This window comes from Actinoplanes sp. TBRC 11911, assembly GCF_012933445.1.
Taxonomy (GTDB): domain Bacteria; phylum Actinomycetota; class Actinomycetes; order Mycobacteriales; family Micromonosporaceae; genus Actinoplanes.
On sequence record NZ_JABBNC010000039.1, the window covers coordinates 62,475 to 83,266 of the forward strand.

Annotated in this window: 15 protein-coding genes; 6 read left to right on the top strand and 9 right to left on the bottom strand. The window is 70.4% G+C overall.

Features of this window, described 5'->3' with window-relative positions:
* Positions 1-2 precede the first annotated feature (2 nt).
* Complete coding sequence (locus HH310_RS36340) at positions 3-857, bottom strand: glycosyltransferase family 2 protein (RefSeq protein WP_169180267.1); 855 nt, start codon at positions 855-857, stop codon at positions 3-5.
* Between the two features lie 763 nt (positions 858-1,620).
* On the opposite strand from HH310_RS36340, the gene HH310_RS36345 reads away from it, so the two are divergent.
* Positions 1,621-2,556, top strand: coding sequence for a sulfotransferase domain-containing protein (locus HH310_RS36345; protein ID WP_169180268.1), 936 nt, complete (start codon positions 1,621-1,623; stop codon positions 2,554-2,556).
* Between the two features lie 75 nt (positions 2,557-2,631).
* The gene (locus HH310_RS36350) at positions 2,632-3,543 is read left to right on the top strand and encodes a hypothetical protein (RefSeq protein ID WP_169180269.1); all 912 of its coding nucleotides are present in this window, start codon (positions 2,632-2,634) and stop codon (positions 3,541-3,543) included.
* Positions 3,544-5,207: 1,664 nt separating this feature from the next.
* Here HH310_RS36350 and HH310_RS36355 read toward each other — a convergent pair.
* From HH310_RS36355 to HH310_RS36365, 3 genes are all read right to left on the bottom strand, one after another.
* Positions 5,208-5,771 carry a hypothetical protein gene (locus tag HH310_RS36355; RefSeq protein WP_169180270.1) on the bottom strand — a complete coding sequence of 188 codons (564 nt, stop codon included), beginning with the start codon at positions 5,769-5,771 and terminating at the stop codon, positions 5,208-5,210.
* A 97-nt stretch (positions 5,772-5,868) separates the two neighbouring features.
* The gene (locus HH310_RS36360) at positions 5,869-7,326 is read right to left on the bottom strand and encodes a GMC family oxidoreductase N-terminal domain-containing protein (RefSeq protein ID WP_211193053.1); all 1,458 of its coding nucleotides are present in this window, start codon (positions 7,324-7,326) and stop codon (positions 5,869-5,871) included.
* 104 nt (positions 7,327-7,430) lie between these two features.
* Complete coding sequence (locus HH310_RS36365) at positions 7,431-7,919, bottom strand: MarR family transcriptional regulator (protein WP_169180271.1); 489 nt, start codon at positions 7,917-7,919, stop codon at positions 7,431-7,433.
* 58 nt (positions 7,920-7,977) lie between these two features.
* Here HH310_RS36365 and HH310_RS36370 point away from each other — a divergent pair, with 58 nt between their 5' ends.
* Positions 7,978-8,772, top strand: a complete 795-nt coding sequence (locus HH310_RS36370) for a hypothetical protein (protein WP_169180272.1) — start codon at positions 7,978-7,980, stop codon at positions 8,770-8,772.
* On the opposite strand, the gene HH310_RS36375 is transcribed toward HH310_RS36370, so the two are convergent.
* Genes HH310_RS36375 through HH310_RS36390 form a run of 4 tightly spaced genes read right to left on the bottom strand, consistent with a single transcriptional unit; the run spans position 8,769 to position 13,571 of the window.
* The gene (locus HH310_RS36375) at positions 8,769-10,442 is read right to left on the bottom strand and encodes a cytochrome c biogenesis protein CcdA (RefSeq protein ID WP_169180273.1); all 1,674 of its coding nucleotides are present in this window, start codon (positions 10,440-10,442) and stop codon (positions 8,769-8,771) included. The two genes, HH310_RS36370 and HH310_RS36375, sit on opposite strands and share 4 nt — an antisense overlap.
* Positions 10,443-10,477: 35 nt before the next feature.
* Positions 10,478-11,854: a right-handed parallel beta-helix repeat-containing protein gene (locus HH310_RS36380; RefSeq protein WP_169180274.1), complete on the bottom strand. Its 1,377-nt coding sequence runs from the start codon at positions 11,852-11,854 to the stop codon at positions 10,478-10,480.
* Entirely contained in the window at positions 11,851-12,801 is a 951-nt protein-coding gene (locus HH310_RS36385) for a glycoside hydrolase family 26 protein (protein ID WP_169180275.1), read from the bottom strand. The genes HH310_RS36380 and HH310_RS36385 overlap by 4 nt, the downstream gene beginning before the upstream one ends.
* Entirely contained in the window at positions 12,798-13,571 is a 774-nt protein-coding gene (locus tag HH310_RS36390) for a polysaccharide deacetylase family protein (RefSeq protein ID WP_169180276.1), read from the bottom strand. Before HH310_RS36390 ends, HH310_RS36385 begins: the two co-directional genes overlap by 4 nt.
* A gap of 141 nt (positions 13,572-13,712) precedes the next feature.
* Here HH310_RS36390 and HH310_RS36395 point away from each other — a divergent pair, with 141 nt between their 5' ends.
* From HH310_RS36395 to HH310_RS36405, 3 genes are read left to right on the top strand one after another with little or no spacing between them, the layout of a single operon-like run.
* A complete protein-coding gene (locus HH310_RS36395; RefSeq protein WP_169180277.1) occupies positions 13,713-14,372 on the top strand; it encodes a hypothetical protein in 660 nt (219 codons plus the stop codon).
* Between the two features lie 19 nt (positions 14,373-14,391).
* Positions 14,392-15,039 (top strand): nucleoside/nucleotide kinase family protein, encoded by a 648-nt coding sequence (locus HH310_RS36400; RefSeq protein WP_169180278.1) that lies wholly within the window; start codon positions 14,392-14,394, stop codon positions 15,037-15,039.
* A 17-nt stretch (positions 15,040-15,056) separates the two neighbouring features.
* The gene (locus tag HH310_RS36405; protein WP_312034558.1) at positions 15,057-16,256 is read left to right on the top strand and encodes a metallophosphoesterase; all 1,200 of its coding nucleotides are present in this window, start codon (positions 15,057-15,059) and stop codon (positions 16,254-16,256) included.
* Here the strand turns inward: HH310_RS36405 and HH310_RS36410 are convergent.
* Positions 16,224-19,712, bottom strand: a complete 3,489-nt coding sequence (locus HH310_RS36410) for an ABC transporter ATP-binding protein (RefSeq protein WP_169180279.1) — start codon at positions 19,710-19,712, stop codon at positions 16,224-16,226. The genes HH310_RS36405 and HH310_RS36410 overlap by 33 nt on opposite strands.
* Positions 19,713-20,792 lie beyond the last annotated feature (1,080 nt).

A 20,792-nucleotide genomic window follows, 5' to 3' on the forward strand; every position in this document is an offset into this window, starting at 1 on the left:
GATCAGTCCTTGAAGGTCCGCGCGCGCAGCGGTTTGAGGTCGTCGTCGCGGTGCTTGCCGTACGGCTCCGGGTTGACCACCACGCGGCGCATCCGGCGCATCCGCGCGTACTCGCTGAGGATCGTGCGCAGCACCCGTACGCCGTCGCGGAAGGTGTTGAGGTTGGTGACGCCGTGGATGCGCCGGTGCTCGACGCTGCCGACCTCGCCGACCCGCATCCCGTCCACCGCGGCCCGGATGTTGATCATCGTTTCGACCTCGAAGCCGTCGCCCCAGAGCTTGGCGCCGCCGGCCGGTCGCGGCAGCCGCGTGTCCGGGAGGTCGAGGGTCGGTACCACCGAGCGCCAGAACGCGTTGTAGCCGTAACAGAGGTCCGTGAAGTGCGTCCGGAACAGTACGTTGACCACCACGTTCAGCCCGTCGTTGCCGAGCTTGCGCAGCCGCGTGATGTCGTCGCTGTGCCCGCCGTGGGAGAACCGCGATCCCTTCACGAAGTCATCGCCGGCGACCAGTTTCCGCACGAAGAGTGGAATCTCGGCCGGGTCGGTCGAGCCGTCGGCATCGATCATGACGATGATGTCGCCGCGGCTGGCGCGAAACCCGCAGGCGAGCGCGTTGCCCTTGCCGGTGCGGGTCTGTTGCACGACCACGATGTCGGGTCGCAGCTCACGGGCCACCTCGACGGTGCGGTCGACCGACCCGCCATCGACGAGCACGACCTCGCTGATGCCCGCCGGCAGCTTCGCGAAGACGTACGGCAGGTTCTTTTCCTCATTCAGCGCCGGAATGACAACGCTTACAGATGGTGACGGACCGCCGCTACCCTCCGTCGGGCCAGCGGGCGTCGGAAACTCCATTGTGTCGGTTCCTTTCCGGCATTACGGGGGGCGTGCTCCGCGTTTCCTCCGGCGAGGTGGTGATCGTCAGCCTCTCCTGATCAACGTATCTCGCCACTACGGACGGTCAATTGATTGATTCGCGGAATTACTGGTCGTCCGGGCGGACAAGATGATCACGCGCTGAGGTCGGTGCGGCACCTTAAGTTGCTTGTGGCGCGGAAGTTTAGGGAGGAAGATGGACAAAGCGGCCAGACGAATGGTCGTGGGAATTTCACAATGGAAGCGTCGGATAAGCGGATTTCCGACAGCAGGTCGGTGCCGGATAATTGTCGTGAGTTAAAGCACAATGGCCGATGGAAAGTCACATGCGCAGGCAAGTTCACGTCAATCAATCGGCATCCGGGTGCGCCGAGAATCACACGGGTGATCTCGCATAAACAAAATGCCACTACGCGGAGTCACCTCGGCATTACCTATCGGTCGCTATTTGCGGTCGAAATCGAGAAATGTAAGATCCGCGTGATCCGGCTCCCGGAGCAATGGCCCGTCCACAGCCGTAGCTTTCGTACGGCCTTACCGTTGGTGAAGCGATGAACAAAGAGGAAGCGCTCTGTGTCTGCGGCCATACCTACCGCGCCCACGAGCATTACCGGCCGGGATCCGAATGCGCCGCGTGCGAATGCAAACGCTTTCGCCGGGCATTCTGGTGGCGGCGGCGCTCCCCCTCGTGAGGTGGCCGCCATAGTCTACTAATCCTGTAGGCTATGCCTCTGGAGGGACCATGCCACTTCCCGACTTCCTGATCGCCGGGGTGCCCAAGGCGGGCACCACGGCCCTGCACGCCGCGCTCGTGGCGCACCCCGGGCTGTTCCTGCCGTCGGTCAAGGAGCCCAAGTTCTTCCTGTCGCACGAGCGGCCACCGGCCACCGGGGGCCCCGGCGACGTGCAGACCTACGAGGAGCACGTGCGCCGCCAGGAGGACTACGAGGCCCTGTTCGACCCGGCCCCGCCGGGCACGCTGCTGGGCGAGGCCACACCCTTCTACCTGTACGATCGCTCAGCTCACGAACGCATCAAGGCGCTCATCCCGTCGGCGCGCCTGATCGTGCTGCTGCGCGACCCGATCGACCGCGCGCACTCCAACTGGACGCATCTGTGGAACGCCGGCCTGGAACCGGAGGCCGACTTCGTGGCCGCCTGCCGCGCCGAGGAACGCCGCAAGGCCGCGGGCTGGGCGCCGTTCTGGCACTACCTCTCGCTGGGCCGCTACGGCGAGCAGCTCCAGCACCTGTACCGGCACTTCCCCCGCGAGCAGGTGCTGCTGCTGCGCTACCGGGACCTGCGCGACGCCCCGGCCGCCACGCTGGACCGCGTCTGCCGGTTCCTCAGCGTCGCCCCCGGCGTGCTGACCGAGGTGCCGAAGGAGAACGTCAACCGGTACACGGTCGAGGACAACGGGCTGAACCGGGTGTTGCGGACGTTGCTGCGCGGGGGCGGATACGTCGGGCACCACTTCCCGGTCCCCGTCCGGATGGCCGCCCGGGGTCCGCTGCTCACCCTGCTGCACCGCAAGACCGGAAGCCGCCCGGTGACCACGCCGGCCGAGCGAGCGGCGCTGCAGCCGCTGGTGGCCGGCGACATCGAACTGCTACAGGAAGTGACCGGCGACCGCTACGACGACTGGCTCTCGGTCGACCGACACGCCAGCGACCGGTAAAACCCACCATGCCGATAGACCATGTAATGTTCTGTTCGCCCGTTCGTATGTTCGTATGTTCGTATCGGAGTCGCCTTGTCCATCGGAACCTCGACGCTGCCGTTACCCCGCTGGGATGGATCCACCGTCGTGGTGGAGCCGCCCGGGGACGAGCCCGGGGCCTGGTCCGGCGCGCCCAGCTCGATCGTCGCCGACGGCTACGTCTACCTGGCGTACCGCGTGCGCCTGCCGATCGGCGAGGGCCGGGGCATCGCCAACGTGATCGCCCGCTCCCGCGACGGCGTCCACTTCACCACGGTCGCCGAGATCTCCAAGGACCAGTTCGGCGCCGAGTCACTGGAAAGACCAGCCCTGATCCGTACGCCGTCGGGCCGCTGGCGCCTGTACGTCAGCGCCGCCACCCCCGGCACCAAGCACTGGCGGGTCGAGCTGCTGGAGGCCGCCACGCCTTCGTTACTGGCGACCGCCACCCCTGTCCCGGTGCTGCCCGGGGACGAGACGGCCGGCGTGAAAGACCCGGTGCTCTTCCACGACGCGTACGGCTGGCACCTGTGGGCATCGGTCCACCCGCTGGACAGCTGGGACGACGCCGACCGGATGACCACCGAGTACGCGACCAGCCCCGACGGCGTCAGCTGGACGTGGCGCGGCACCGCCCTGGCCCCGCGCCCCGGCTCGTGGGACGCGCGCGGTGTCCGGGTCACGTCGGTCCAGGTGGACGGCGACGAAATCACCGCGACGTACGACGGCCGCGCGACCGCCGGCGAGAACTGGGAGGAGCGCACCGGCCTGGCCCACGGCACCCGCCTTGCGGACGGCAGCTTCGGCTCGCTGGTCGCCGCGGGGGGTGAGCCGCTGGGGAGTCCGCACGCGCCGGGCGGGTTGCGGTATTTGAGCGTGGTCGGGATGCCGGACGGCGGGCGCCGTTTGTACTACGAGGCGACGCGCGAGGACGGCGCCCACGACCTGCGAACCGAGCGGGCCTGACGGGCGAAGCGTCGGTGCGGGCCGCATCATCGGGCGCCTGACGTGATCGTGCGGGTGACGTGGTGTCCGGGAGCTCGCGGGCGGGGGCTGGCGTCGCGCGGCTGACGTGGCGTCCAAGAGGCCCTCGAAGCTGGCGCCTCGACGCGACGCAGGCACCGCGCAGCGGACGCGGCATCCAGAAGCCCCTCGACGCAGGCACCGCGCAGCCGACGCGGCATCCAGAAGCCCCTCGACGCGGCGTCCACGAGCCCGTCGACGCTGGTATCGCGCACCGAGCGTGTTCGCGGAACCGCCGTCGGGCACCCAACGTGATCGCCCAGCTGACGTACCCTGCCGGACCCAGCGTCTACCCCGGTAGCGCGCGGGTCAAAGCCTGCTGGCGCCGAGCCACCGCTGGCCGCCCCCTCCCCCTCCCGGTTCCTGGGTGGGGTCGATTAAACCAGGGCCCACTGACATTTTTGCGTCGTCATCCACAGGCGAGCACCGCGGTGAGGTACTTCGCATCCTTGCCGTGGCCGGGGCGGGGGCCGGAGCCGGAGCCGAGCGCTGGTGCTGGTGCTGGTGCTGGTGCCGAGGCCGAGCGCTGGTGCCGAGCCGGGGCCGGAGCCGGGTGCCGAGCGCTAGTGCTGGTGCCGAGGCCGAGCGCTGGTGCCGAGCGCCGAGTGCCGGTGCCGAGCGCCGAGTGCCGGTGCCGAGCGCCGGCAACGCTGAGACGACCGTTGTGTTGCGACGATGGCGACGCTCGCCGAACCGTCTCACTATGTGGATTTAACCGTTCGCATCATGGACGATTTGCAGACCTTGGAGAGTTACGCCCACTGGCTAACCATAACTCTCCAAGGTTCACATCGGTTCGCGAAAAGCGCTCGGACAAAGGCCACGTAGCAGGAGAAAAACGCCGTCCACAATAGACAAGTATCTCAGTCTATGGACGCGGATTCACGATGTGGACGTCGGTCCTGGTACGCGGGACGCCGTCCCGGATAGTGGGAGTACTACCGTCGTCGGCGCACCGGCATCCGCTCTTACAGCCGCAACCGGACCCCGACAACCGAGCCGTCCACCACGCCTCGCGCACGCAGAACCTCAACCGCCCCCGCGCCCGGCCGGCGGCACCTACCGCCACCGTCGACCGCGCCGCCATGGCGACCAAGGGCAACCAGCCACCGACCGCAACCGGCCATACGCAGCATGCCCACGCACTCAGCCGGAGCCAACCCATGACGCCAATCGCCACCGCCCTGGTCCTGGCAGCGAACACACGCTGGAAAACCGCCGCAGGGCCGCCTCCTCCCCCGCCCGGTTCCTGGGTGGGGGCAATTCAAGCAGGGGGCACCGACATTTTTGCGCGTTCGTCCACAGGTGACCGGCAGACGGGCCCGCGGCTACCGCAGGCCCGTCATCGCCGATCTGTAGGAGCCATCTACGCTGTCAGTCAGGACGCTCCGACATCGCCATCGACCAGCCGCCGCCGCCGTCACTATCGACCAGCGGTCGCCAACTTCCGCTGCTGCCGATCAACGGGCGCTACCACCACTCTCAACCAGCAGCCGACGCCGCAACAGTCGACCAGCAGTCGCCGCCCTCACGATCGACCAGCAGCCGCCCTCACTATCGACCAGCAGCCGCCCTCACTATCGACCAGCAGCCGCCCTCACTGTCGATCAGTACCCGCCAACCCCGCCCCCACCGGCCGGCGCGGGAGCCGTCGTCGCCGGCGCCTGCGCCGCAGTCGGCAGCGCCGCCGTAGTCGGCTTAACCACATGCCACATGTTCAGCACACCCTCACCGTTGACCTGGCCCGCAGCCGAGTCCTTCGTGTACGTGTACAGCGGGTGGTTCTGGTACGTAACCTGCGTCGTCCCGTCCGGGCGCGTGATCGTCCCCAGCTTGCCGGGCAGGGTCGTGCCGGGGGACAGCATTCCCGTTCCGGCCGCCGGCGGCCACAGCGACGAGCAGCCGCCGGCCGTGGTGCACATGGACGTTGTCGACGTGTCCGGGGAGAACATGTAGAGCGTGAAGCCGTTCGCGCCGGTCAGCACGGTGCCGAGCTTGGTGTTCGTGGTGCCGATCATGGTGGAGGCCGCGGTGCTTCCGCCTCCGCTGCCGGATGAGCCGGCCGACCCGGTCGACGAGCCGGACGAGTTGCCGCTCGTGCCGCACGCGGCCAGCAAACCCATCGCCGCGACAGCAACCGCCACTCGGCCGACCCGCAAGTGCCTGTTCATGCCTGTTCTCCTCCGATGAACTGTGCTAGTGCCTTGCACTTGTTCCCACACGCATCGGCGGAAATCGGTTCGAGGATGTGGCACGCCAGACATTTAGTTACAGCGAACGCGCCCGGATCAGCTCGGCCGCGCGTTCGGCGATCGCGTACACCGTGGCCTGCGGGTTTCCGGCCGGGATGGACGGCATCACCGATGCGTCGGCCACCACGATGCCGTCCAGTCCCCGGACGCGGAGCCGCTCGTCGACCACGTCACCGATGGCGCAGCCGCCGACCGGATGAAAATAAGAGGAGGTCGTACGGCGTACGAAGGCGGCCGGCTCTTCGTCACCAGGAGCGACCGTCGCCTTACGCCATGAATGCTCGTTCCCGATGCGTTCCGCGATCCGCAGCCCGGCCACGGCAGCGTCCACGTCCCGCTCGTCGCGGTAATACGCCGGATCGATGATCGGTGGCGTCTCCGGGTTCGCATCCGCCAGCCGTACGCTTCCCCGGCTGTGCGGCCGGATCACCGCCACCGCGATGGTGAACCCGTGTTCGGGCGCGGCGATCCCGGGCAGCCGCCGCGCGTAGTCCATCAGCACGAGCTGGATCAGGTGCGGACCACTGCGGACGAGACCGATCGCCTCGGCGTGATTGCTGGACGCCCGCTGCTCGACGGGACGCGCCGATTCGTACACGATGCTGGTCAGTGGGTGGTCCTGCAGGCCGGCGCCGACGCCGGGCAGGTCGTGGATCGTCTCGATGCCGTAAGAGCCGAGGTCGCGCCGCGGCCCGACGCCGGACCGGAGCAGCAGCTGCGGCGTTCCGATCGCCCCGGCGGCCAGCACGACCATGTCGCACATCACCGTCACCGTGGTCAGCCCTTTGCGGTATTGCACGCCGACGCAGCGGCTCCGGTGGAACAGCAGACGTTGCGCCACGGCGTCACCGACCACGTCGATGGTGCCGCGACCCAGGGCCGGCCGGAGGTACGCGTCGACGACGCTCTGCCGGCGCCCCGCGACGATGTTCAGGTCGACCGGTCCGAAGCCTTCGACGAGTCCACTGCTGACATCGTCGACGCGGCTGAATCCCGCCCGGACCGCGGCGTTGAGCCCGGCCTGGATCACCGGCCTCATCGGACTGGCCGGGCTCACGGTCAGCGGCCCTCCGACGCCGCGCACCGCCGGGTCGCGACCGGCCGCGTTCTCGCTGCGCTTGAAGTACGGCAGCAGATCGTCGAAACGCCAGCCCACCGGCCAGTCCGCGTAACCGGAGTGATGCCCGCGCGCGAAGATCATGCCGTTGATGGCGGACGAACCGCCGAGACCGCGGCCCCGGGCCAGTGCCGGGGAGGTGCCGGTGCCCGGCTGCGGGGTGGTGACATCTCCCCAGGTGGCGCTGCTGCCGACGAACGACGGGAACGCCGCCGGCACGTCCGCGCCGGCCGGTGGCCCGCCGTTGCCGGCCTCGGTGAGCAGAACCCGCGCCCCCGCACCGGCCAGCCGGGCCGCCACCACACATCCGGCGGTGCCGGCGCCCACCACGACAACGTCATAACCTGCCAGGCTCACGAGTCACCCTTCGCCGCTTCTCCGATCGAAGGAAATATCGAATTCGCCGGCAGCAGAATGCTCGCCCGTACGCAAGTCTTGCTCATTCCGCGGTGCTGACACCGCTAGACCTCGGTTCCCCGTACGAGTGTGCGCAGCAGGTCGGCGAGCGTCTGCTGTTCGGCCGGGGTCAGTGTCGCGAGCAAAGCCGCCTCGTCCCGGCTTTCCCGGCCCGCGTGGCGTTCGAACGCGGCGTAACCGGCGTCGGTCAGCCGCACCCGGACGCGCCGCCGGTCTTCGGTCTCGCCGCTGCGCTCGATCAGCCCGGCGGCCTCCAGCGGGCGCAGCCGGGCCGACAACGCCCCGCGCGTCAGCCCGAGCCGGTCGGCCAGGTCGGAGGGGCTCGCCTCGTACGGCGGGCCGCCGCGGCGCAACCCCAGCAGGATTTTGAACTGCCACCGCTCGAGACCGCCCGCGGCCAGCGCCGCCCGCCGGGCCTGTGTCAGGTGCCGGTTGAGGATCGTCAGCCGCACGATGATCGCCTCCCGGACCGGGTCCAGCCAGTCGAGCTCCGCGGCCCAGGTGGCGACGTGATCATCGGCCGAGTCTCGCACCCGCACTCCCCAAGTAGTTTTCTTGTGGATAGTTTTTCCGATAACTACCGTCCGCGCCATGACGTATCTCGACGAGACACTCGCCGCGGCCTTGGACCTGGCGCGAGCGGGCCGCTGGCAGCGAGCACTGTCCCTACTGGACGCCGCCGACGCGGCGCACGCCAATGACGCGACCGATGACGACCGAGCGAAAATCGCCCGCACCGCCGCGGAGGTCGCTCTCCAAAGTGACCTGTTCGCCGCCACGGCCCTGGCCGGTGACCGGGTGTCCATCGCCGAACAACGCGCCGGCCGCTGCTGGGACGTGGACTTCCTCCGCCTGCGGCACGACTACTTCGACCAACTGGCCGGCGGCGGAGCACCCCGCTTCGGCCCCGACGGCAAGGACGCCACCATCCTCGCCCAGCTGCGCCGACGCGCGACCGACCTGTCCGACGACGCCCCCGACCCGACTCGCCACGGCTGGGCCCGAATGTATCTGGGCCTGATCCTCGACAACCTCTTGGCCGAGCGGGACGCCGCCCCCGAACACTACGAGGCCGCGCTACGAGCCGGCGAGCAAGGCGACGACCTGCTCACCCGCGAGGCCCTGCGCCACCTCGGCGACCACGACCGGGACAACGGCGCCCTGACAAGCGCCGGCGAGCGCTGGAAACGAGCCACCCATCTCGGCGCCAAGAACGGCCTGGTCCCCGGCACCCTCTCCCAGCAGATGCTGCTGGCGCTCCTGTACCGGGACCTGGGCGACGAGCCCGCCGCCACCCGCCTGGCCGAGGAGATAGCCCGCTGGACCGACGCGATAGGAGCGAAGCGCCTCCACGCCCAGGCCACCGCTTTCCGGGACGGCTCCTAACCGAACGTGAACGAGTACGCGCTCAACCCCGGCGACAACTTCGCCGTCAGGACGCCCTGCCCGAGGCTGGTCCGGTGCAGGACGGTGTAGATGTCCGGGGCGCCCCCCACGGCGTACGTGTGCGTCTGCCCTTGCACCGTCACGGTCAGCGTGCCCGTGCCGCTCAGATCCAGATAGATGTCGTCCGCCGTGTACCGCAGGGTGATCACCGCGTCCTTCTGCGCGGTGATCGACTCGTCCGACACCTTCCACGTGCCGCCCAGGCCGAACGCGTCCTCGTTGAGTTCCTTCGGCAAGGTGAACGTCGCCACCCCCGGCTGCAACGGGGTGTCGCCCTGGTAGCTCTGCCCACGGGCGGCACCCAGGTACGTCTCGGGCGTCTGGAACGGTGACGTCGGCGTCTGGTCCGGCACGTCGGTCGCCTTCGGCAGCGCCGCCCCGGGGTGCGCGCTGGTCAGCAACTGCCGGATCAAGGACTCGGTTTCCCCGTACGCCCCCTCGCCGACCCCGACGTAGCGGATCTGACCGGTCGCGTCGATCAGGTAGTCGGCCGGCCAGGAGTCGTTGTGGAACGCGTCCCATGTGGCGTAGTTGTTGTCCAGCGCCACGGGGTAGGTGATCCCGGCCCGCTTCGCCCCGGCTGCCACGTTCGACGCGACGTGCTCGAACGCGTACTCCGGGGTGTGCACGCCGATGACCTGCAGGCCGGATGCCGCGTACGCCTTGCTCCACGCCTCCACGTGCGGCGCCGCCCGCAGGCAGTTGATGCACGAGTACGCCCAGAAGTCGACCAGCGTGACCTTGCCGGTGGTCGCGACGGGCGCGTCCCCGGGCGTGTTCAGCCATCCGGTCAGCCCGGTCAGCTGGGGTGCCGGCCCGCAGTTCTGCAGCACCGGGTGCGGTGCCTGCTCGGCCTCGGTCTGGCAGTCGGCCAGCGCGCCGGTCGCGCCGCCGCCGAGCGCCTTCGCCACCGCGCCGGCCTGGTTGATCTTGTTGTTGAGGGCGCTGGTGTAGTCCGGGATCGCCTTCTGCACGGCGTCGGTCACGTTGAAGGTCAGCGCCACCGCGAGCCCGACGACCACCGCGCCGGCCACGATGCGGATGCCGCGCTGGCGGGTGCGGAACGCCTTGAGCCGGTCGGTGACCCGCCACCCGGCCAGCGCGAAGATCAGCAGCGGGATGGCGGTGCCGGCCGCGAACGCGATGGTCAGCGCCAGCGTGGACGGACCGAACCGGCCGGTCGCGCCGGCCACCGCGATGGTCGCGAGGACCGGGCCGGCGCACGGCACGTAGACCGCGCCGAGTGCCAGGCCGAGCACGAAACCGCCGCGGTCGCGGCCGCGGACACGCGACGGGGTGAGCCGGGTGAACGGGGCTTCCAGCAGGGCCTCGAACTTGGGGATCATCATGCCGATGCCGAGCACCACGAGGATGCCGATGCCGGCCCAGCGGATGATGTCCTGCGGCAGCGGCAACGCCCGCAGGACCAGCGAGCCGAGCACGGTGAACACGCTGAAGCTGAGCGTCAGCCCGAGCACCACCAGTAAGGGCCGGCGGGAGCGGGACGAGCCGCCGGACGACATGAACACCACCGGCAGCACCGGCAGTACGCAGGGTGAGATGCCCGTGATCAGACCACCGACAAATCCGATCAGTACGAGCGTCACCATGGGTGAATCATTACGGGCGATTGCCCGGTACGCGATTACGGGTCGCTTACGGACGAGCCCGCGTCGAAGCCGGTGGCCGCGCGCCAGCCGTCGAAGGTGACGGTGTCCTCGCTCGAGACGCCGTGCAGGATGGCGAAGCCGGTGGCCGGGCCGGCGTACCGGTTGTGCTCGATCGCCAGGCCGGTGGGCTGGGCCGAGGCGTACTGCAGACGCCAGATCGCGACGCCCGCCCGGCGGGTGACCTCGTTGCCGGTGATGCGGGTGCCGTCGATCTTGCCGGCGAAGTCGCCGCCGGTCTGCAGCAGGAACGTGAACTTGGCCATGTTGGTGAAGGTGTTGCCGCTGATCACCATGCCGGTGCCGCAGCGCAGCACCAGCCCGGTGTCGAAGTCGGGGCCGGTGCCGATCGCCTTGTTGTCCGAGAAGACGGTGCCGCCGCAGGCGCTGCGCCCGGAGGTGCCGGTCTCCATCACACCGTCGTTGGCCTCGAACGTGTTCTGCGAGATCGTGATGTTCGAGGCGTCGTAGAGCTCCATGCCGCCGCCGTCGTCGCCGTAGTCGCTGGACTCGCCGTGGTTGCGTTGCACGGTGTTGCCGCGGAAGACCGGGCCGGGTGACTCGCTGACGAAGGTGGCGGCCAGCCCGTACCCGCCGAAGTCGTCGTCGGGTGCGGCGCTGTTCCAGATGATCACGTTCTGGTCGTGCACGTCGTTGTCGTCGACCAGCACGCCGCGTCCGCCGCCGCCGGAGACCACGATGCCGGCCCCGTTGTGGTACACGTCGGACTTCGTGACGTGCACGTCCGTCGAGTCGGTGACCAGCACGCCGTAGCAGCCGACGGGCAGCCCGGCGGCGTTGTGGCCGTCGCTGTCGCGCACCGTCACGCCACTCACGGTGACCTTGCCGGTCTGGTCGATCCGGATGCCGCTGCCCTCGTCGCCGGTGATGTCGACGTTGGCGCGGGGGTTCGGCACGCAGCCCTGCACGGTCAGGTTCGCCACGGTGGTGCCGCCGGCGGTGACGGTGACGACGTTGCGCGTGCCGGACCTGCCGACGATCGTGGCCCGCTCCCCGGGCGCCGAGGTGACCGTCAGGCCGGCCCGGTCGAGCTGGAACGGCGCGTAGTTCCCGCCCCGCACGAAGATCTTCGACCCGGCCGGGGCAAGCGCCACCGCGTGCTGGATGGTGCGCCACGGGCTGGCCGGGGTGCCGGCCGCGCGGTCGCTGCCGTGTGTGGACACCCAGTAGCCGGGTCCGGCGGCCGCGACGTCCGGTGGCCCCTCGTGCGCCACGCTGCGCCACAGCTCGAACCCGCCGGCACCGAGGATCACGAGCACGACGAACGCGATGATCAGCGGGTGTCGCCGCGGCACGGCGTGCCGCGGACCGGCCAGGCGATGGGCGGCGGTCACCCGCGGAACGCCGGATCGTCCGACATGGCGCGATAGGCGGCGAGCGACGCCGGGGTGGAGTCGACGCGCCACTTCTCGGTGGAGCCGGGATGGGTGTCGGTGTCGAACCAGACGACCGCGCCGACGGCGGGCCGCTGCTTCACCCAGTCACGTAACGAGCTGATCCACTGCGGTTTGCTGGCGCCGCCGCGGTCCACCACGGCGACCTCGGTGAGCATGATCGGCTTGGTGGAGGCGTACGTGTCGTAGAAGTTCTCGAAAAGATCGCCGGGGGCCTGGTCCTCGGCGTAGCCGGAGACGCCCGCCCAGTCCACGTACTCGTCGCCCGGGTAGTAGTGCGCCGCCGTGTTCCAGGCCAGGTCGGGGTGCGAGTTCCAGTTCGGGCTCCACACCCAGGAGACGTTGTCCGCACCCTCTTTGGCGAATATTTCCCGCAATCGCCGCCAGGCTCGGACATATCCGGATGTGTCGTTCTGGTTCGCGGGGCCGCCCCACGCGTAGAAGTCGCGGTTCATGTCCCAGCCCCAGCGCAGCAGGGTGGGCTGGGCGCGTGCCTTGAGCTGCCGGGCCGCGGCGGCGACGAGCTGGTCGGCCGACCCGCCGTTGATCACCGAGTAGTGCGGCCCGCGCCACGAGACCATCAGCGTGCTGTCCGGCGGCACGTACGACAGCGTGGTCGGCAGCCGGTCCGTCCACGAGTAGTACCGGTGCACGATCCGCTCCGCCCGGCCGAGCTGGCGGCGGCGCAGGCCGAGTGCGTCGGTCTCACTCAAACCTTTGAGGTCCACGTACGCCCCGAGTTTGATCTTCCCGGGGGTGAAGGGGACCGGTCCGCCGCCGGACGGGAGCGCCGGGGTGGCCACCGGAGCCGACGAACGGTACGTCCGGCAGCCGGCGAGGGCGAGCGCACCGGCCACCGATACGCCGAGTAACGCGCGGCGCCTCATGTGAGCTTCTTCCCGGCCAGCCGCGCCGCCCGGCGAACCAGCCGCCACCCGGGCTGCGCGACCTGCTTGACCTTGGGAACCAGGCCCGGCTCCCCGGTCGAGGCGAGCGCGATCAGGTCGGATCCCGCGTGCGCGGGCGTCGGCTGCAACCGGGGCACGGCGTAGCGGGACTCGCGCGGCGTGTGCAACCGGCGGCCCACCTCGGTCGCGTTGTCGTAACCCGCGGCGACGACGAGATCGCGTACCGGACGGTTGTGATAGCCGTGCGGATAGGCGAACGACCGCACCGGCCTCTGCAGACGCTGCTGCAGGTCGTCGTGGCTGCGCAGGATCTCGCGGCGGAGCTGGGCCGGGGGCAGCACGTCGAGCGGGTGGTGCACCAGGCTGTGGTTGCCGACCTCGACGATCCCGGACGCGGCGACCTCGGCCAGCTCGTTCCAGGTCAGCATCGGCCCGAAGTCGGCGGCGGACGCGCCCAGCCAGTCGGCGTGCGCGCCCAGGTGACCGGTGGAGGCGTACAGGGTGGCCCTGGTCCCGGTCTCGCGCAGGACCGGCAGGCCGGCGGTCAGGAAATTGCGGTAGCCGTCGTCGAAGGTGACCGCGAGCAGCCGGCCGCCCTCATCGGAACGGGACAGGGCCTCGGTCAGCCCGACCAGTTCGTATCCGGCGTCGCGGAGCGCGCTTAACTGCTCGGCGAGCAGCCGTGGCGGCACGGCGAGCATGCCGCCCCCCGCGGACACCGAGTGGTACATGAGCACGGGCAACGTCACGCGAGCCAACGCTACCCGCGCTGATCTTCGAAGCCGGGCAGGCCGAAAGTCTCGCTCACCACACGTTCGGCTGAACCCTCTGGTTGTTAAAGCCGTATCCCCCGGCGAGACACGTACGACCAGTACCACCGGGAGCGGCTGATGTTCCGACTGATTCACCTGCACACCGACAGCGGCACGCCACGCATCAGCGTGGAACCCGACGGGTTCGTCAGCACCCGGGCGGCCCTGTCGCGATATCGCAGCGCCCCCGCGTCCTATTTCGGGGTGGGCCGCTTCGACCACGAGGGCACGCTCGCCGAGATCATCCTGGACCGGCTCTGCGGGCCGCTCGGCGACTGCCCGCGGCCGGCGTCGCTGGTGCACGCCAGCACGTACCACCGGTTGTGCGAGACCTGCGCGATGGGGCTGGACGTGCTGACCGTGCCGGAGCTGGGCCGGCTGCTCGGCATCTCGTGCCGTCTCGCCCCGGCGATGGCGCGCCTGGGCCGGCATGCCGCGCCGGACGAGGCGTACCCGTCGGGAAATCGCATCGCCCGCGAGTTCGCCACCCATGTCGAGGACGTCCGGTGGCGGCGCGAGCTGTGCGCCGAGCTCGAGCGCACGCCCGGCGCGGTCAACGGCCTGCTGATCGGCGTCGGCGCGCTGACCCACCGCGACGTGCTCGATCTCTACCCGCGACTACGCACGCTCGGCGACGAGCTGCCGCCGGTGGTGCGCGAGGAGCTGACCAGGGCGACCGCGCGGCCGCTCTCCCCGGCGGGCGTGACCGGTCTGCGGCTGGGTCTGACTTTGCGCTGAGATCGCGTACCTTGCCTGCATGACTTTCGACGACCTGGTCGAGCGGGCGCGGGCCCTCGTCACCGGCGACCGCCGGGCGATCCTGGGCATCACCGGCCAGCCGGGCGCCGGGAAGACGACGCTCGCCGAGGAACTGGTGGCCGCGCTGCCGGCCGGCTGGGTCGCGCACGTGCCGATGGACGGCTTCCACCTGGCCGACGTCGAGCTGGAGCGGCTCGGGCTGCGCGACCGCAAGGGCCATCCGGACACGTTCGACGCCCTCGGGTACGCGGCGCTGCTGCGCCGGCTGATCGAGAACCAGGACGACGTGATCTACGCGCCCGGCTTCGAGCGCGTGCTCGAGCAACCGCTAGCGGGCGCGATCCCGATCGACCCGGCCGCCCGGTTGATCATCAGCGAGGGCAACTATCTGCTGGTCGACGAGCCGCGCTGGCGGCGGGTGCCGCCGCTGATGGCCGAGATCTGGTACGCCGACCTGGACCGCCCCACCCGCATGGACCGGCTGGTGTCGCGGCACGTGCGGTTCGGCAAGGCGCCGGCCGCCGCCCAGGCCTGGGCCACCGGCACCGACGAGCGCAACGCGGTATTGATCGCGGCCACCCGCGACGACGCGGATCTGATCGTGCCCGCAACCGTTATCCACGCGATCGGCGCCGCGCCCATGTGAGTGGCATTCTTTCAAATGTGACAGCCGACTCCGTCGAAACCCGGCCCCGCCGGAACGTGGGCCGGGTGCTCCGGTTCTCGGCGACGATCGGCGCCATCCTGGTGCTGCTGTTCGCCGTGCCGTGGTGGACCCTGATCATGAGCGGCAACCACTGGCCGCACGCCGTCCGGGTGGCCGGCTCGGTGGTCTTCGCGGTCGCGCTCGCCGCGTTCCCGCTGCTGATGGCCTCCGGCCACGGCCGCCGGCACAACGACCGGGTCGCGGTCGCCGCCGACGTGCTGCTCGGCGTCGTCTGGGTCCTGTTCGTCTGGTCGATCCTCGGCGAGATCCTCGCCGCGCTGCTCTGGGCGGCGCGGGTCGGCTCCCCGGCTCGCTTCCGCATCGCCACCCTGGTGGTCGCGGTGATCTCGTTGGTCCTGCTTGCCTGGGGGTACGCCGAAGCGAGACGAGTGCCCCGCGTCCGGCGGGTGAGCGTCACCGTGCCGCGGCTGGGTCCCGGGCTCGACGGCTTGCGGCTGGTGCTGCTCACCGACACGCACTACGGCCCGATCGACCGGACCGCCTGGTCGCGCCGCGTGGCCGAGGTGGTGAACAGCCTCGACGCCGACGTGGTCGCGCACACCGGGGACATCGCCGACGGCGAGGTGGCGCAGCGCCGCCGCCAGACCGAGCCCCTCGCCGACATCAAGGCCACCCTGGCCCGGGTGTATGTGACCGGCAACCACGAGTATTTCAGCGGCGCGCAGCGCTGGGTGGAGTACATGGCGTCGATCGGCTGGGAGGCGCTGCACAACCGGCACGTGCTGGTGCAGCGCGGCGGATCGTCGCTGGTGGTGGCCGGGGTCGACGACCGCACCGCGGCCGGCTCCGGCATCCCCGGCCACCACGCCGACCACGAGGCGGCGCTGATCGGCGCCGACCCCGACCTGCCGGTGCTGCTGCTCGCGCACCAGCCCGTCCAGGTCGCCGGGGCCGTCGAACACGGCGTGGACCTGCAGATCTCCGGCCACACCCACGGCGGGCAGATGTGGCCGTTCCACTACCTGGTCCGCCTCGACCAGCCGGCGCTGGCCGGGCTCTCCCGGTTCTCCGAGCGCACCCAGCTCTACACGAGCCGGGGCACCGGATTCTGGGGGCCGCCGTTCCGGATCTTCGCGCCCTCCGAGATCACCCTGCTGACGTTGTCAGCCGGCCAGGTGCCCCCACCGGTCCTCTAGGTCGGCCCACGTGCCCTGGTCCTCGACGCGGCCGCCGATCAGGATGACCACCCGGTCGGCCTGGCTCAGCGCCGCCCGTTTCGACGTGGACCCGACGACCGTCACGCCGTGGTCGCGCAGCGCGTGCCACAGGTCCAGCTCGGTCGTCACGTCCAGCGCCGACGACACGTCGTCGGCGATCAGCAGCTCGGTGCGCGGCGCCAGCGCCCGGGCCAGCGCCAGCCGCTGCAGCTGACCGCCGGACAACCGGGTGCCCTTGTGGCCGATCAGCAACTGCAGCCCCCCGCCGGCCGCGGCCAGGTCGTGCTCGAGCTGCGCGGTCGTCACCGCGTCGGCCGCGTCGACCTCGTGGCCCAGCTCGATGTTGTCGGCCACCGTCCCGGACAGCACCCGGGGCAGCTGCGCGACATATCCGACCTGGTTGGGCCGCAGGAACACCTCGGGCTCGTCCACCCGTTCGCCGTTCCAGCTCAGCTCGCCGGTGTGGTGCACGATCCCGGCCAGGGCCCGCAACAGCGACGACTTGCCGGACCCGACCGGGCCGACCACGAGGACCAGCTCGCCGCGTTCCACCCGCAGGTCGACGTCCTGCACGCCCAGCGTCCCGTTCTCGTGGACCGCGCTGAAGTTCCGCAGGTCCAGCGTGCGCAACGGCTTGCGCGGCGCGAGCGGCGGCGCGGGGGCGGTGCCGGCCGACAGGTCGACGCCCGGCACATCCTCGGAATACTCCGCCTTGCCGGACATCGCGACCGTGCGCCTGGTCCACACCCGGGCGCTGGGCAGCTGCGACACCAGCGACGCGGTGGTCCAGGCGAACCAGCGGGCGGCGCCGAGCGTGGCCACCGCGATCAGCGTCGCGGCCGACGACAGGCTCCCGGACAGGTACAGCGCCCAGGCCGCGATCGGCAGCAGCCCGCTGACGATCGACGGCGTGGACCGGGCCCACACCTGGATCGAGATCTCCCGGCGCTGCCGGTCGCTGCGCGTCGCGTCCAGGCTCGCCAGGTGGTTCAGCACCGGCTCGGTCGCGCCGGCCAGCTTGACCGTGCGTGCCGCCGACAGCGACGACACGAGCGACGTCGCGAACGCCGCGCGGGCCAGCACCGTACGCCGGGCCGCCTTTTCCAGCCGGGGCCCGAACAGCGTCGCCGCCAGGCCGGACAGCAGCATCGTGCCGAGGAAGAACAGCCCCGGCACGAACGACTGCGCCGCCAGCGTCATCACCACGAGCATGATGATGCTGGTGAAGTTGTCGATCAGGTTGTCGGCGAGCATCACCACGCGTTCGGTGTCGCCGCCCTGCGCGACCACCTCGGCCGGGGTGTGCTTGCTGACCCGCCGCGGGCCGATCTGCCCGTGCACCAGACGCAGGCTGATCCGCAGCATCTGCCGCACCCACCACTCCGGGAACCAGGCCCCGGTGTAATACAGCGTCGGGATCGCCAGCAGCAGGCCCGCCGCGATGCCGATCGCCGGGTACAGCGGGTTGCCGATGCCGTCGACCACCTTCGACCAGAGCAGCGGCAGGATCGCACCGTCCAGCCCGAGCAGCACCAGAATGATGAACAGCGCGACGGCGCCGAGGCCGTACCGCTTGTCGTTGGTGGCCAGCCGCACGATCTCGCGCATCGTCCGGGTGCGGGGCTCGGTCGGCAGCGGCGGCGGTTCGACGGTGGGCAGCGTGTTCGTCAGCGCCTCGGCGCCGAGCTCGACCTGCACCGCGGTGTCCCAGTCGGGTTCGTCGGTCTCGCGCTGGATCAGGCCGCCGCCGCCCGCCAGGGCCGGCACCGCCAGGTTGCTGCTCGCCATCAGCTCGGCGAACCGTTGCGACTCGCGCAGCGGCCCCGCCTCCAGCACCTGGCCGTCGCTGAGCACGACCACCTCGTCGCAGCGCTGCACACTGGACAGCCGATGCGCCACGATCACGCCGATGCGGCCCTCGAGCAGCCGGTCGGTGGCGCGCTGCACCCACGACTCGGTGACCGGGTCCATCCGGGCGGTCGCCTCGTCGAGGATCACCACCTGCGGGTCGCGCACCAGGATCCGGGCGAACGCGACGAGCTGCTCCTGCCCGGCGGACAACTTGTAGCCGCCCTCGCCGAGCTTGGTGTCGATGCCGTCCGGCAGGCTCGTCGCCCACGGCGAGAGGCCCAGCTCGTCGAGCGCGCCGGCGGCCTTGGGTAACAGCTCCGGGTCGAACAGCGCGATGTTCTCGGCAAGCGTGCCGGCCAGGATCTCGGTGCGCTGCGGGACGATCGCGGTCCACCGGCGCAGCCCGTCCACCGCCAGGTCGTTGAGGTCGACACCGCCCAGGAACACACTGCCGTCCGGGACGGCGACCGCCCTGGTCAGGATCTTCGCGAGGGTCGACTTGCCGGATCCGGTGCGGCCGATCAGCGCGTACGACCGTCCGCGCGCGAAGGTCAGGTTGACATCCTTCAGCGCGGGTGGCCGGCCGCTGTCCGCCTCGCTGTAGCGGAACGTCAGATCCCGCACGACCAGATCGCCCTCGACCGGCGGCACACCGTCGGTGGGTTCCTGCGGCACGTCCTGCAGAAGCTGCACGCGGCTCCAGGCGCCGAGCGCGTTCTGCAGCTCGGGCACCATGCGGGTGACGTGCTCCAGAGTGCCGCCGAAGCCGAGCGCCAGCAGCCACACGGCGGTCAGCCGGGCGCCGTCCACGTGACCGGTGAACAGGGCCCACGCCCCGACGACGACGAGGACCGCGATGAGCGTACGGGTGATCGCGCCGGCACCCATCGTGATGCGCGACGAGTATTTCCAGACCAGGCGGCCCCGGCGCAGCACCTCGCTGGCCCGCCGCGCGTAGAGCCGCCGCACGTACGGCGCGGCCAGGCTGGTCCGCACGTCGTCCTGCCCGTGGATGGACTCCTCCATCACCGCGGCCAGATCCGACCAGGCCTCCTCCTCGGAGATCCGCAACGGCGACAGCTTGCGGATCGGCTTGTTCATCGTGAGGAACAGCAGAAACGACACGAAGACCATGCCGACACCGGCCGGCCACCAGACGAAGAACGCGGTGACAATGCTCAGAAAGGCGACGGCGATGGACTGCGCGATCCGCACGCCGCTGCCCCGTAACTCGGCCCCGACCTGGTAGACGTCCGAGTCGATGCGGTCGAGCAGCTCACCCACCGGCGTGTTCTCCAGCCGCGGCAGATCCTGCCCGAACGCCACCCGGTTCAGCCCGCGCCGGATCCGCGCGGCCCAGTCCGCGGTCAGCCCCGAGGCGACCAGCCCGACGAGCACATCACTGAGCACGGACGCGGTCAGGGCGGCCGCGAGCACCACGAACAGCGGCATCGACCGGTCGACGAGAACCGCGCCGGCCAGCGCGAGCGCACCGGCCTGCCCGGCCGCGCCGAGCACGATGAGCAGCGCGGCGAGGAAGGATCGGCTCCTCGACGTGGCCCACAGGTCTCGAAGCAAGCGCATGAAAGACAGTCCTCTTGGGGCTCGGGGGCGTCAGCGGCGGTGCCCCCATCCTCACTTGCGGACCGTAAGGTCTTCAACGCAATTACGCCCCCTCGATCTATCACCTACATCACCATCGACACCCATACACACCCCCCGCCGAACGCCTCAGCCCCCCACCCCGCCACCCCGCACCTCAGCCCAGGCCTCAGCCCCGCGCCTCAGCCCCGCGCCTCAGCACCCGCACCCCACCTCAGCACCCCCGCCCCGCACACCGCACCCGCGCGTGCCACCAACTCACGTCCGTCGATTCCGAAACCGACATTTCACGAAATTTATCTTTAAAGGAGGCGGCAGTGATCAGGCACCGTGCTCCGGCGTGCCGAGCTTTCGGCCGGCCGCCGGGTCGAACACGTTGCGCCAGTTGTGCGAGCGGTCCCGCAGCCGACAAATCGGAAATGTCGCCTGGCAATCCCTCCCGCAGCTTTGCCATCGCCGGATTTTCGAGACCTTGGAGAGTTATGGCTCGTATGTGGGCGCAACTCTCCAAGGTCTCGAAATCGGGCAAGCTTCGGCGGCGACAAAGGCCTCTGATACGGACAAAATGATCGTCCTGTTTGGACCGGCGTCCACAAGACGGACACTCTCGTCCGGATAGTGGGACCGCCGCGCCGACGCGCTCTCGGCTGCCGCCTGGCACGTGGGACGCGCTGCCGTTCGCCAAGGCCTGGGCCGCGCCGCCGTTGCTGGGCCTGGGACGCGCTTCCGACCGTGGGCCGCGGACGCGCCGCCGATCGTGGGCCGCGGACGCGCCGCCGATCGTGGGCCGCGGACGCGCTACCGATCGTGGGCCGCGGACGCGCCGCCGATCGTGGGCCGCGGACGCGCTACCGATCGTGGGCCGCGGACGCGCCGCCGACCGTGGGCCGCGGACGCGCTACCGACCGTCGGCCTCGGACGCGCCGCCGACCGTGGGCCGCGGACGCGCTACCGACCGTGGGCCGCGGACGCGCTAGCGACCGTCGGCCTCGGACGCGCTACCGACCGTCGGCCGCGGACGCGCTGCCGGTCGTGGGCCAGCTGCGCGGCTGGCCTGCTGCG